The organism is Melioribacter sulfuriphilus, assembly GCF_052656625.1.
In genome coordinates this window covers 343,349-356,579 of sequence record NZ_JBQXXK010000002.1, presented here as the reverse complement: position 1 = coordinate 356,579, position 13,231 = coordinate 343,349, and the positions used below count along the sequence as shown (strand labels likewise).

Below are 13,231 nucleotides of genomic sequence, written 5' to 3'. Positions count from 1 at the left end.
TTTACTAAGGTCTTAATTTTATCCAGCAGGAAGGTTGTTTACTATTGTATATATTTGTTTGCTATTTTGATATTTTCATCAATTGTTGTATAGACTAAACGCACAATAATTTCTGATAGTGCTTTATAGTTTGTTGTCGCTTTTTTAAGGTAGATTGCATATTCTAATTTAGTGAAACTTTTCCTATTTCTTATGATTTTTATGTTAGCTTAAATCACAAAATCTTGTGTGCCCTTTTTATTCCTTTCAACTCAGAATTTATATAAATCCTCTACATAATTTGTTTGCCACAATAAAGTCAGATTAAAAGATTATTAATACTCAGTTCAACTCGATTATTTTCATTAGAAGCCAGTTATTTGGATCAATCGTTATATTAGTAGGTTTTTCACGAGATTCAAAAGTAAAAATTGCCTGTCTTTCACTGATATTCACTTTTTTTATCTCAGGCCCCTTTTCAGTTTCAATTCTTATTTCGATAGGTAAATAATAAAGGTTTGCGACTTGTGTAAAAATACATTTGATAATGTATAAACTGTCGCTTGATAAAATTTCCGATTTGAATGTAATTGAAGGCACACCTTTTCTTTCCAGCCAATCCTGTTTCCACCATTGAAGCTTTTGTCCACATCCTGCTTCCAAAACACCGATGAACTCTTCCATGGTAAATGTTCGAAATCGAAATTTCTTAAAAATCAGTTTCATCGCTTCTCTGAATTTCTCGTCGCCTACTCTATAACGGATAAGATGCATAAGCCAGGGATATTTACCATGAACAATCTGTTGCGGGGTATTTCCTGTAAGGTCGTAGTAAAATACATCTTCCTGTGAAGGCATTGACAGATATTTTTCACGGAAATAACGGAAAATTCCTGGTATTGGTTTTTGATATTTTTCATTATAGAGAAATTCTGCATAGTCTCCAAAACCTTCTGTCCATTGAAAACTCCCCGGCCCTTCGCCCCGCATGGTATAGAACCACCACAAAAGTGCAGTTTCGTGTGCATCAAATCCAGTTGTTGTGAATTCTTTTTTCAGATAGCCGGGATTATATCCAACAAATCCCGGAAACGCTCGTCTTGCATAAATGCTATCGAGAGTAATAAAACTGAACTGGTCGAAGGGATAAGCACAATAAGTTTCTGAATAGAATTTTAATATTTCGCTACTCGTACTAAAAATCTGCTCCAAAAATTTTTGACTTTCCGGATAAAGGAGCGTCTGCATCGTTATCCCGTTGATTTTCCTTTTCGACATAATCCATCTTGAATCTGCGAAGACTGAGAAGCATACCGTAGGATTAGTTGTTAAAAATGTATGCTCAATCATTTTACCATTTTTTCTTGTGCTAATCAGTTTTCCTGGAGCAATTGCAAGAAAATTATCAGGAAGTAAAATTGTGGTTTTGACCTTTGCCCAGTGGGTAAAATCAATAGGGTAAAATCTATCTGACCAGAGTAAAAAAAGGCTCGAATCTGTTATTACCTGCCTGTTCTCGCTATCACTTTTCCCGATTATTCCTTTTGTTTCTATTACAAGAGTGACATTTTTAGCGGGCCTTTGCAAGACGACAATAATCCATCCATTTTCTCTTTGTACAGAAACCGGTGATGTATTTGATCTGACCGTTGGCATCTCATAACGATCGTTAAGCCCGAAATAAAAAGTATCCTGAAGTGCCGGATTATTCACACGAATCGTTGTGGAGATGAAAAGGCTTTTGTTTACAAAGTCGGGCTGAATATACAAATCATACTGTTTAATATCGTAAGAATTACTCCGGGCAAAAACTGTCGAGACAAAGCTAATAAAAGTGAAAATGAATAATTTGCGGATCATACTTTACTCCTTAACGAATCCTGGCAAATCAAAATATATTTTGAATCTATTATCCATCATTATTCCGAAAATCGATTCTCATTAAACGTTTACCGTTTGGAAGTGGGTGATTAATTTCTTTGATACAGGCGAAGTTAATGGCCGCAAGCTCCTTTACAAGTTCATTTTTATCAATATCATTGTGAATCTCTGATAAACAATCAAAAGCAGACTGAACTTCGGAACGGCTCACAAAACCGTTCCCATCATTGATTTGGATAGTACAAGAAATAACCTTTACATTTTTCCTGTTTCTTTGAATGAGTTTAGCAAATTTTTTTTCTCCAATGTATTCAACTATCAAATTACAAATCAAAACATCCGATTCAGGCAAAATGACATCATCTTTTGTGAGGTCACAATGAATCAACTCCAGAATCTCATTAAGATTCGGATACCTCTCTCTGCAGGCCTTTAAATAGTCTTTATTGACATCGATACCATAGACTTTTTTTGTTCTTGCACAATCTATATGCTCAAGTCCATTCCCACCTGCTATGCCAAGAATGGTTATAAAAGAGTTATCATAATCTGTTAGCTGTTCCTTCGTAATCTTATTCAGTGTTTGAAGTTGAAACACATTTTTTGATGACATATGAGTCTCATAAATATTTAAGTCTATCTTTTCCCATGGATTATTCATCTTCGAATTCCCAGATTAAACTAAATATTTTTCCAAAAAAATTAATTTATTATCATAGCTTGATTGATTTATTACTTTATTACATCCTTTCTGAAGAACATCTCTCTTTCTTTAATTAAAACTATGATAGCAATAATGAGCAGCAATACTGTTTGAATGACTTTGCTATCGGGGTGAGTGGCAAAAATTTCATTCGTTACATTTGCCGAGCAGTGAAATATTACGGCTACTAAAATATTGCGATTTGTTTTATAATACAGCCAGTTCATTAAAATTACAAATACAAACAGGCTGAATACAAAATTTAACGAATACAATACGCCTTGAGCTACAACATTACTGTGATAGTAGCCACTGATAAAGGAAAGAGGCACATGCCATAAAACCCAGTATAAAGAAAATATAATCGAAGTGTTAAATAAATTGAACCTCCTGCGCAATGTATCAGTGCCATAAGAGTGCCAGGCTAATTCTTCAACAATAGGTGCAAAAAGCAGAATGAACCATGGTGAAAATATTGCAGAGGTAAAACTCGGTGAACCTGAAATGTGAAACTGGTCGAGGCTATGTCCAAACACAAGGGATATGAACTGCGCTGCAACCATTGATAGAAAAATCAATATAAAAGCTGACACAGTATATATCGGACTGAACCCTTTTTGGCTGAACATTCTGTTTTTCAGGTCGTTGTATAGCTCTTTATTCGATAAAAATAAATAAGCTGCTACAAATACCGGAGCCAGTAAACCAAGTATGGACAATCCTGCCTGGGCAAAAAGTAACAGGTTATTTCTTTCTGGCATATGGCTGATATAGGCTGCTGCAAACCATAAAATCCATGGGATTAACAATGATAGGCCGTAAAAGAAAACCGGCCGGTTGTACTTTTCAATAATTTTATTTTCCATTTTTCCTCTTAAAATTTATTGTGAAATTTCTTTTGTTTCCATACTGAGCATCAACATAAAAATTATGCTTTTCAAAGAGAGCAACTAATTCTTCGATACTCATCTTATCGGGATCCCCGGCAAGTTCAGAAATCGAAACTATTCCATCTCTTTTTAACATTCGATAAAACTCCTTGATGTACGCATCCTTATTTTCAACTTCTCCTAATACGGTAATTAAATAAATAACATCAAAGAAATCATCGCTGAAATCAAATGTCTTTCCATTACACAAATAGTATTCTACATTTTTCATCTTTCTTTTTTCGAATCGTTTTTTTGCATAATCCAGCATTTCAGATTGAATGTCGGCAAGATAAAGTTTACCGCTTTTTAGTTTTCTTGCAACAGGAATACTGAAATAACCCGGACCCGGTACTACTTCCAATACTTTATAGTTTTCCTTTACATCAAGCCTTTTAATTAATTTTTCCGGCGATAGAAAAATATTTCTTAAAGGAAAAAGCAGTGTAAAAGCTCATTGGTGAGGAAAAACACCTTTTGTTGCAAAACTCTTTTTCATATTAGTATATCTACGCTCGCTCCTTTTTATTTTTTTTATAATTAAAAACTCATAAGTCAATCCAGTAAATATTTACAAGTTTCCCTTTTGAGTCAGGCATATTTACCTGTTGGTCGTCCGTATATATTTTTGTTTCAGTCAACACTCCACCATTTTTTACAATTGTTTTAATAGATGCAATATTATCCGAAAAACATGCAAGCATTAGTTTTTTAATATGCAAGGATTTTGCATATTCAATTCCCATTCTTAAGATTTCTGTCGCATACCCCTTTCTCCTTTCGCTCGGACAAACTGAATAACCTATATGACCACCATACTTTGCCAGAAAATCATTTTCAAGATTATGCCTGATATCAATCATTCCTATAATTTTTAAGTCACTTTTTCTGACAGCAAAAAATGTGGTTGCCGTTACCCAGCCAGGATTTACAGTACTTTCATGGCGATTATTTGTATTATGTATCAGCCACTCTTCATATTCCATCCGGTCAAACAAAGCACTTCCATTTATAACATATTCCTTGTTTTCAAAAAATTCACTTTTGAATTTTTCTGCTGCTGTTTTATGCTCTAATGCTGGCAGCTGTAATTCTAACTCATCCATATTATGATTTCCCTTTCTCTTCGGGACGTTAGTTTGTACTATTCATATCTGATAACGAACAAATCCTGAGAAAACTCAATAAAAAGATTATTTTTTATAAATTTTCCCATTTTAAATGGCTCTGTTAAATCTTTATTTGCTTACTTTTATAGAAGCTGCTGGTGGTACACCGACAAAAAATTACAAATCTTTGCGAAACTTTTTTTCTATAAATTGAAAAAAGACTATTCATTTATTATTTCTTTTATTGCCATTTCCAGCGTGGCATCTTTATTTTCTATAATATCATTGACTGTAGTCTTTACTTCGATATCAGGCAAGATGCCGATGCCGACAAATTCTCTACCGTCCGGGAAAAAATCTTCCTTTGTACATATTGAGGCAAAAGCTTCTCCGGGCAAATTAATTAATAGTGGACTACCCGAGCTTCCTGCAGTTTTGCGACCAATCAATTTACCCCGCTCCATTGTTAGAAACGCTACACAAAAATCTTCAGCTGCAGAAAATGTACTTTCATCCGCTAATACAATTAGAGGTTTCGTGTATATTGTTTTGTCCGTGTGTGGATATACAAAATTTCCCTCTACATTTAACCATTCAATTTTTTTACCCCATGATCGATTTGCTGAGATATTTTTGGGTGTTCTCCAATTTACCGATTTAAATGGTTTTTGTGTAAAATGTCTTAAAATATAATGAGCTACTTGTGTCGAACCACCAATATTGTTTCGTACATCAATAATTAATCCATCGGTTGTTAAAATTATTTTGTATAGGGAATCGAATTTTGTTTGAAATTGTTCACTCGAAATAAAATTATATGTTTTTAAATAACCAATATTATTGTTCAGTATTTCAAAATCCCACTGTTTTCCACTAAAAAGTTGTTCTTCTAAAATCCAGGGTTCGCGGTTTATGTAGTATGTTTTAATTTTGCCTCTGAAATCTTTTACATCAATTTGTATTGGTTTTGTAACGCTACCATTCAACAAAAAATGACCATATTTTTGCAAATTGAGGTCCTGTATAGTAGATGCAAATACATAAGGTGCCACATTTTTTTCGACGTAGTCAAAAACATTTGTATTGTTGATTGCTACTATTTCCATTCCTTCTTTTAATCCTTTTTGTCGAAGTGAGTCAGATATTACTTTTGTGATGATTACTTTTCCTTCTATCAGGCGGGTCAAAATTTGTTTGGTTGCAGTCCCATAATATTTTTTTCGTAAAGCAACTGGCGGAAAAAGACGGGTGTGAGCATCTTTTAAGAGCGCCATGAATTTTTGTAATTCTAAATAGTAATCCCAGTCACTTTTTGTTTCTAATACTTTTGGTATAAAAGCTTTGTAGGTACTATCCCAGTTCAAATCAGGTACATGATGAAAGAAAGCAAAATTATATGTAACTTCCATCCATATCTTTGACAGTCCATTCAATTTGTCCTCTCTTGAGAGCGTATTTTCAAGTTGAGCAAACACAATCGAAGATAGGACGATGTGCAATAAAATTAATAGTCTAAACTTTTTCACTTTATCCTCCGTTGAGTAAATTTAAAATAATATGAGTCAACGCATAAAAATCCCGTATTTTCTTCAGGAACTACACTCTTGATTTAATGTGACTCCAGATTAATTCTAAGTTTTACCATCTTCCATTGAAAATATTGCAAGTAAGTATATACTTAAACTTTAGATCCCCTACATAAATGCAGAAGATGATTTATTCTTCGGCTTCTAATGCATTTATTTGGTGGTAGATTAGATAAGTATACACATCGAAGGAGATAGCATTGGTTTTTGTGTTTGAAATTACTTATTAAAAGAACGTTTATTTTATACCCAATTATGACTTGCAGTAGAGTAAAAAAGTTACATAAACTAAGATCCGATGAACAGGGGAATAAGTTAAAAATTTTGCTGCTACTTTTATTATGGTTAATTGCTGTGCATAAAAATTGAGTCAGATGGCAGCTGGAATTAATGCAGGAATAAATAGAAACTAATAATTGATTATCTAAAAGGCTGATATAACTGTCGATAATAGATCTACAAATAAAAGGCTCTTTATTCAGAGATACATAAGCACCAAAAAAGCTATATAATTTATTCGTGGAAATTTCTGCCTGGTTACTTTAAAAGTGATAATAATTAGACAGTCGCAAAACATTCTTTCCTTTTACGAAAACAAACTGATGACAAATTTGGTTGTGAGAGAGCAATCAGCTGTTATTAAGTAGGAGAAGAAGTTTATTCAAATCAAAAGGCATCTTTAAAGTGATTAAGCACGGGTTCTTTTCCACTTTCATGTAGAATTGTAATTACATCAATTCTGCAGGGAACATCGAAAATATTTTTTTCATAGAGATAAGCTTCGGCAATTTTACGAATTTGCCTTTGTTTGCTTTTTGTAATTGCCAGTTCCGGGTCACCGTATTTGAATGATTTTCTATATTTAACTTCCACAAAAACAATGGTTTCATTCTCCTTACAGATTATATCGATTTCACCATGTCCGTAGTGATAATTTCTTTCGATAATCTCCATACCGCAATTGATCAGATAATTGCATGCAATCTCTTCGCCCAGATTCCCTATTTTGCGTTTATTGAAGTTGCCACTCATTGTGCTTCTTCATTTTCATTATAAAGATAAATTATTAAATGGAATAATTCATCACTTTATGAATAAGCGAAAGAATTGTATATTCATCTGGGAAGAATAAATTTAAATGAGGCTTAAGATGAAAATCGGGGATTATGAAATTGAAAAAATACACGACTATTTATGGGAAATACCTGCGCAGGAAAGAATGCTTGTACCTGGCAGAATTTATACCACAGAAAATATGCTGCTGACTCAAATAAGCAAAGACGAAGCGATTCGTCAGGTGATTAATGTTGCACATCTTCCCGGAATTCAAATGTATAGCATTGCAATGCCAGATATTCACTGGGGGTATGGATTTCCTATTGGAGGGGTTGCAGCAACTGACTTAAACGAAGGGGTTATTTCTCCGGGTGGAGTCGGTTATGATATTAATTGCGGTGTTCGACTTGCACGTACAAATCTCAATTACGATGAAGTACACAATAAAATTCCGCAATTAATTGAAAATCTGTTCAGAGCAATACCAACGGGAGTCGGTGCAAGTGGTGCTATACGAAAGTTATCCGAAAAAGAGATCAAAAAAATTTTGATAAACGGTTCGCATTGGGCTGTCGAGAATGGATATGGATCTGAAGAAGATCTAAATTTTACTGAAGAAAACGGAAAGCTTGACGGAGCCGATCCCGACGCCGTAAGCAGTAGAGCAATTGAAAGAGGAACCGATCAGGCAGGAACTCTCGGTTCAGGAAATCATTTCCTCGAAATTGATGTTGTTACTGAAATTTATGACGATAATATTGCCCATCAATTCGGTTTATTCAAAAATCAGATTGTAGTCTTAATTCATACTGGTTCCCGAGGACTTGGCTATCAGGTTTGTGATGATTATCTGAAATTGCTCCTGAATTCAGAAAAGAAATACGGCTTTAATTTACCCGATAAACAACTTGCGTGCGCTCCAATTAAATCGCAAGAAGGAGTAGACTATTTTAATGCAATGAAAGCTGCAGCCAATTTTGCATGGAATAATAGGCAAATCATTATGCACCTTGCAAAGGAGACTTTTCTTAAGACTTTCTCGATTTCCAAAAATGAACTGGGATTCAGCCTGGTCTACGACGTCTGCCATAATATTGCAAAGATTGAAGAACATATAATTACAGAAAAAAATGGCAAGAAAAAATTGAAGAAGGTTTGTGTGCATCGAAAAGGTGCAACCCGAGCTTTTCCTCCAGGAAGTAAATTCATACCCGAAAAATATAAAAACGTTGGCCAGCCCGTCTTAATTCCAGGTGATATGGGACGCTATTCGTTCGTACTTGCCGGTTTGGAATCGGCAATGAATGAAACTTTCGGAAGTTCGTGTCACGGTGCAGGAAGACTGCAAAGTCGCCATAAAGCACTTCAGTCTGCAAAGGGAAAAGACATCATTCACGAATTAAAGCAGAAGGGGATTACTGTTCAGGCTAAAGGTAAAAAAACGATCGCAGAAGAAATGCCAGATGCTTATAAAGATGTTTCGGAAGTTGTAGAAATTATTCATAGTGCTGGCATAAGCAAAAAGGTAGCTCGACTTAAACCAGTAGGTGTAATTAAAGGATGAAAGATTAACTCTTATTTCTTAAAAAATCAGTTTGAAAGATATTCCGTAAAAAACAAGTCAATTCTTCAGTAGTGTATTTTTTTCAGTGTACAGAAATTAAAATTTTTTTATCCACTTTTTCACATTTAACCTAAGAAATTAATGATTATGCAGTTAGTAGGGGAAAATGAATTTAGATGGTTTATGCATTGGTAGCCAGAATGTAAATCGTATTAAATTTTCTATTATTTAGAAATCTCAATAATAATCAGTTTTTTCCCTTTTTCATTACGGCAGTTGGTCGGTTTGTATGCAAGTTCAAAGATAGTATCTTTTTTAATATAAGCTTTGTATTTGGTAGTGGCTGTTTTTAGTTCTTCTGATAAATCTCCGCCCTTTATCGAAACTAAATAAGCCTTTTCTTTAATTAATGGAAGGGCGTACTGGAAGAGAATGATTAAAGGAACTGTTGCACGACTGATAACCATATCGAAAGCGTCGTGGTATTTTTGAATGAATTCCTCGTCTTCCACGCGATAGTTTTCAGCGGTTAGATTGGTGAGTTTAAGCTTGTCAATAAATTCTTTAACAGCATCAATTTTTTTTGCAGTTGAATCGACAAGGACGCCTTTTAAAAGAGGGCGGGTTATGGCAAGCGGTATTCCGGGAAATCCACCGCCGGTTCCGATATCAATAAATCTTGTTACTTTTTTGGGTATAAACTCAGAAATAAAAGATGAAATAAAAACATGATTCTCGATAATGTTCTGCGTGTCTTTTCTGGAGATTAAATTTACTTTCGAATTTTTTTCTACAACCAATTCAGCAAATCGAGCAAGTCTTTCCAGCTGATATTCGTCGGGTACAATATTGTTTTCCCAGAATAATGTTTTTAGTTCTTTCAGGTATTGTTCCAGTAAATCCAAAAACACCTCAAAATTTAGCCTTTCAAATATACTAATAAAACGGAAATATCCGAAGGGGAAACACCCGAAATTCGAGACGCCTGACCAATCGAACGGGGACGCACTCTGTTCAACTTTTCACGACCTTCGGCAGATATTGCTTTCAAATTATTATAATTAAAATTAGAAGGTATTAGCAGGTCTTCCATTTTCTCCATCTTTTCGATTAATTCGAATTGGCGTTGAATATATCCTTCATATTTAATTTCGATTTCTACCTGAAGAAGTGCTTTGACGTCGTTTAGTAGATCTTTGACCAACTTGTTTTCACTATGATTGGATAATAGCTGCTTCAACAAATCTTCTAATTTAACTTCCGGTCGTTTCAAAACTTTGGCAATTTGTTCGGAATTGTTCAGTGGAGAAGAACCAGTGTTTTCGAGTAAGTGATTGATTTCGTCGGGATGAATTTTTGTGTTCGAAAGGAAATCTTTAGCTTTTGTAATTAATATTTCCCGCTCCTGTAAATCCTTATATAAATCTTCAGGTATTAGACCGAATTGATATCCGTATTTCAACAGCCTCCTATCTGCATTATCCTGACGGAGAATAAGTCGATGTTCAGCTCTTGAAGTGAACATTCGGTAGGGCTCGTCGGTCGATTTATCCACGAGGTCATCAATCAATACACCGATATAAGCTTCGCTTCGTTTTAGGACGAATTCGGGTCTACCTTGAATTTTTAATGCGGCATTGATTCCGGCAATTAAACCCTGAGCAGCCGCCTCTTCGTAACCGGACGTGCCATTAATTTGTCCGGCAAAGTAGAGTCCTTCTATCAATTTAGTTTCGAGAGTTAAATCAACCTGATAGGGAGGAAAGAAATCGTATTCGACTGCGTATCCAGGTCGCACCATTTCAACTTCTTCCAGCCCTTTAATTTTACGTAGGGCTTCGAGTTGAATTTCTTCTGGCAATGAAGTCGAGAAACCGTTAATATAAATAAGATCAGAATCGAGACCTTCCGGCTCGAGGAAAAGTTGATGTCGTTCTTTATCAGAAAAACGATAAATTTTATCCTCGATTGAAGGGCAATACCTTGGACCTTTTCCTTTAATTATTCCAGTGAAAAGGGGGGAACGTTCAAAACCCTTTTCCAAAATTTTATGAACTTCTGTATCAGTATAGGTTATATAACAACTGAGTTGAGGCTGGTAAGGAAATTCATCCAGTGGAGTTCTTAACGAAAAAGGTTGAGGTGGATTGTCGCCAGGTTGTTCCTCCAGTATTTTCCAATTAATTGAATCCTTTTTAAGGCGGGGGGGAGTGCCAGTTTTTAGGCGTCCTGCTTCGAAACCCATTTTAGTAAGTGATTCGGTCAAGCCTACTGCCGGCGGCTCGCCATATCGTCCACCTTTAAATGATTCCAATCCAGTATACATCAATCCATTCAAAAACGTACCAGAACAAACGATCAGGGCTTTACATCCATATTCAATGCCTCTGGCAGTTTTTACTCCTTTAATTTTTCTATTTTCTTCAAAAGCTTCAACGACGGAATCTTCAATAATTTCGATATTTTGAGTTGACTGAACCAGACGTGATGCCTCTGCTGTATAGAGCGAGCGATCATTCTGACTTCGACCTGCCCATACAGCTGGACCTTTCGATTTATTCAATGTTCTGAACTGAATTCCAGTGCGATCGGCAATTATTCCCATAACTCCACCGAGTGCGTCGATCTCGTGTACAAGATGTCCTTTTGCGCTACCACCGATGGCAGGATTGCAGGACATTCGGCCAAATGCGTTTTTGTCCATCGTAATTACAGCCACAGAGCAGCCCATTTTCGCGGCGGCAACAGCTCCTTCTATCCCTGCATGTCCGCCGCCTACAACAATTAAATCGTAACTTTTCATACTTCTTTCCTTTCCGTTTCACGTGAAACAGCGAACTTGAAAATTACCTTTTCTCAAACTTCGGTTTCACGTGAAACCTCACTTTCCGATACAAAATTTTGCAAATATATTGTTGAGTATGTCATCCGTTGTTACTTTGCCAATGATTTCGCCGAGCGAATTCTCGGCATTTCTCAAGTCGACTGCCAAAAACTCGCCGCTTAATCCTTCATTAATCGAATTCTTTGCAGCTATTAGATGCTCTTTGGCTTTTTTCAGTGCATTGTAGTGACGCAAATTTGTTACAACGGCAGATTTCTCTGTATAAGTTCCACTTCCAAGTGCCTTGTCCTTCAATTTCTTGAAAAGAGCTTCTATCCCTTCGCCTGTTTTTGCAGAAATTCCAACGTCAAAAATGTTCTCAACTACTGGTTTTAAGTCAATTTTGTTTGCCACTTTTAATATTCTCTCTTCCCGTTGAAGTTTGATCAATTCACTATAAATGTCGATGTCGAAACCATGCGTTGAATCGTTGAGAAAAAGAACTACATCGGCGTCAACTACAGCTTTACGGCTTCTTTCGACACCTTCTTTTTCAATTATATCATCTGTAAAACGGATTCCTGCCGTATCATACAATTTGAAAAGAATCCCTTCAATTGTAACTTCTTCTTTAATAATGTCGCGTGTAGTACCTGGAATTTCGCTTACAATTGCACGCGCTTCTTTCAATAGATAATTCAGGAGCGAAGACTTGCCGACATTCGGTTTACCTACAAGCGCAACGTTAATTCCATCTCGAATTACTTTTCCGAATCGGAACGACTTGAGAAGTTCATCGATTTCATTTTCAATTTCTTCGATGTTCTTGATGATTTTATTAACCGGCAGCAATTCGATATCCTCTTCGGCAAAATCGAGTTCGAGTTCGATGAGGGATGAAGTGTTGATTAGCTTTTCTCTTAGAGTATCAATTTTTCTGGAGAGTAAGCCGTCGAGCTGGTTACGTGCACCTCTGAGCGAGGCCTCTGAACGGGAATTAATTACATCGGCAACGGCTTCTGCCTGAGCTAAGTCGATTCTACCATTTAAAAAAGCACGCTTGGTAAATTCTCCTGGTTCTGCAATTCTTATTCCGTGTTCAACAAGCAAACTAATTATCTTTTCGGCGATTAGTTGACTACCGTGGATACTAATCTCAACAGAATCTTCGCCAGTGTATGAATTCGGTGCTCTGAATACAGATACGAGAACATCATCGATTACTTCGCCGTTTGAATCGACTATGCTGCCATAATGAATTGTATGCGTGTTGCACTCGGAAATTTTTTTTCTACCTCTGAATATCAAATCGACCTTAGAAAATGTATCCGGTCCACTTACTCTAATTACAGCTATGGCTCCTATACCAGGTGGAGTTGCTATCGCTGTAATTGTATCTTCATTTGTTGATATTGTATGTGTCATATTTTAATAAAAATAAATATTGCAAAATTATGATAATTATCTCACATTCGATAGTCAATTTTATTAGTACTGGAATGAAATATCGATAAAAAAATAAATATTATTAATTATTATAATAATAATTGATAATATAATTATTTATTTTGAAACTTTTATTTAAATGATTTTTATAAGG

Annotated in this window: 11 protein-coding genes; 1 reads left to right on the top strand and 10 read right to left on the bottom strand. The window is 35.5% G+C overall.

From position 1 onward, the window contains the following. Window positions 1–321: 321 nt before the first annotated feature. The 7 genes from ACUN8G_RS03445 to ACUN8G_RS03415 all read right to left on the bottom strand — a co-directional run bounded on the left by ACUN8G_RS03445 (window position 322) and on the right by ACUN8G_RS03415 (window position 7,219). Complete coding sequence (locus ACUN8G_RS03445) at window positions 322–1,839, bottom strand: M1 family metallopeptidase (RefSeq protein WP_437345726.1); 1,518 nt, start codon at window positions 1,837–1,839, stop codon at window positions 322–324. A gap of 49 nt (window positions 1,840–1,888) precedes the next feature. Next, window positions 1,889–2,521 (bottom strand): class I SAM-dependent methyltransferase, encoded by a 633-nt coding sequence (locus ACUN8G_RS03440; RefSeq protein WP_437345725.1) that lies wholly within the window; start codon window positions 2,519–2,521, stop codon window positions 1,889–1,891. A gap of 71 nt (window positions 2,522–2,592) precedes the next feature. Further along, window positions 2,593–3,429 (bottom strand): CPBP family intramembrane glutamic endopeptidase, encoded by an 837-nt coding sequence (locus ACUN8G_RS03435; RefSeq protein ID WP_437345724.1) that lies wholly within the window; start codon window positions 3,427–3,429, stop codon window positions 2,593–2,595. Further along, entirely contained in the window at window positions 3,419–3,892 is a 474-nt protein-coding gene (locus ACUN8G_RS03430) for a class I SAM-dependent methyltransferase (protein ID WP_437345789.1), read from the bottom strand. Before ACUN8G_RS03430 ends, ACUN8G_RS03435 begins: the two co-directional genes overlap by 11 nt. Before the next feature lie 148 nt (window positions 3,893–4,040). Next, entirely contained in the window at window positions 4,041–4,598 is a 558-nt protein-coding gene (locus ACUN8G_RS03425; RefSeq protein WP_437345723.1) for a GNAT family N-acetyltransferase, read from the bottom strand. 224 nt (window positions 4,599–4,822) lie between these two features. Continuing rightward, window positions 4,823–6,127 carry a S41 family peptidase gene (locus ACUN8G_RS03420; protein ID WP_437345722.1) on the bottom strand — a complete coding sequence of 435 codons (1,305 nt, stop codon included), beginning with the start codon at window positions 6,125–6,127 and terminating at the stop codon, window positions 4,823–4,825. 726 nt (window positions 6,128–6,853) lie between these two features. Further along, window positions 6,854–7,219 carry a YraN family protein gene (locus tag ACUN8G_RS03415; protein WP_437345721.1) on the bottom strand — a complete coding sequence of 122 codons (366 nt, stop codon included), beginning with the start codon at window positions 7,217–7,219 and terminating at the stop codon, window positions 6,854–6,856. A gap of 118 nt (window positions 7,220–7,337) precedes the next feature. Here ACUN8G_RS03415 and ACUN8G_RS03410 point away from each other — a divergent pair, with 118 nt between their 5' ends. Beyond that, window positions 7,338–8,807 (top strand): RtcB family protein, encoded by a 1,470-nt coding sequence (locus tag ACUN8G_RS03410; protein WP_437345720.1) that lies wholly within the window; start codon window positions 7,338–7,340, stop codon window positions 8,805–8,807. Between the two features lie 224 nt (window positions 8,808–9,031). Here the strand turns inward: ACUN8G_RS03410 and rsmG are convergent, their stop codons facing one another. The 3 genes from rsmG to mnmE form a co-directional block, all read right to left on the bottom strand. Beyond that, complete coding sequence (gene rsmG, locus ACUN8G_RS03405) at window positions 9,032–9,718, bottom strand: 16S rRNA (guanine(527)-N(7))-methyltransferase RsmG (protein WP_437345719.1); 687 nt, start codon at window positions 9,716–9,718, stop codon at window positions 9,032–9,034. A gap of 8 nt (window positions 9,719–9,726) precedes the next feature. Next, on the bottom strand, window positions 9,727–11,610 hold the full coding sequence (gene mnmG / locus ACUN8G_RS03400) for a tRNA uridine-5-carboxymethylaminomethyl(34) synthesis enzyme MnmG (protein ID WP_437345718.1): 1,884 nt from the start codon (window positions 11,608–11,610) through the stop codon (window positions 9,727–9,729). A 78-nt stretch (window positions 11,611–11,688) separates the two neighbouring features. Further along, complete coding sequence (gene mnmE / locus ACUN8G_RS03395) at window positions 11,689–13,056, bottom strand: tRNA uridine-5-carboxymethylaminomethyl(34) synthesis GTPase MnmE (protein ID WP_437345717.1); 1,368 nt, start codon at window positions 13,054–13,056, stop codon at window positions 11,689–11,691. Window positions 13,057–13,231: the final 175 nt, after the last annotated feature.

Excerpts from the sequence above, each read along its gene's own strand:
- mnmE (WP_437345717.1), bottom strand. The coding sequence starts at position 13,056 with ATGACACATACAATATCAACAAATGAAGATACAATTACAGCGATAGCA.
- ACUN8G_RS03415 (WP_437345721.1), bottom strand. The coding sequence starts at position 7,219 with ATGAGTGGCAACTTCAATAAACGCAAAATAGGGAATCTGGGCGAAGAG.
- ACUN8G_RS03425 (WP_437345723.1), bottom strand. The coding sequence starts at position 4,598 with ATGGATGAGTTAGAATTACAGCTGCCAGCATTAGAGCATAAAACAGCA.
- ACUN8G_RS03410 (WP_437345720.1), top strand. The coding sequence starts at position 7,338 with ATGAAAATCGGGGATTATGAAATTGAAAAAATACACGACTATTTATGG.
- ACUN8G_RS03440 (WP_437345725.1), bottom strand. The coding sequence starts at position 2,521 with ATGAATAATCCATGGGAAAAGATAGACTTAAATATTTATGAGACTCAT.
- ACUN8G_RS03445 (WP_437345726.1), bottom strand. The coding sequence starts at position 1,839 with ATGATCCGCAAATTATTCATTTTCACTTTTATTAGCTTTGTCTCGACA.
- ACUN8G_RS03435 (WP_437345724.1), bottom strand. The coding sequence starts at position 3,429 with ATGGAAAATAAAATTATTGAAAAGTACAACCGGCCGGTTTTCTTTTAC.
- mnmG (WP_437345718.1), bottom strand. The coding sequence starts at position 11,610 with ATGAAAAGTTACGATTTAATTGTTGTAGGCGGCGGACATGCAGGGATA.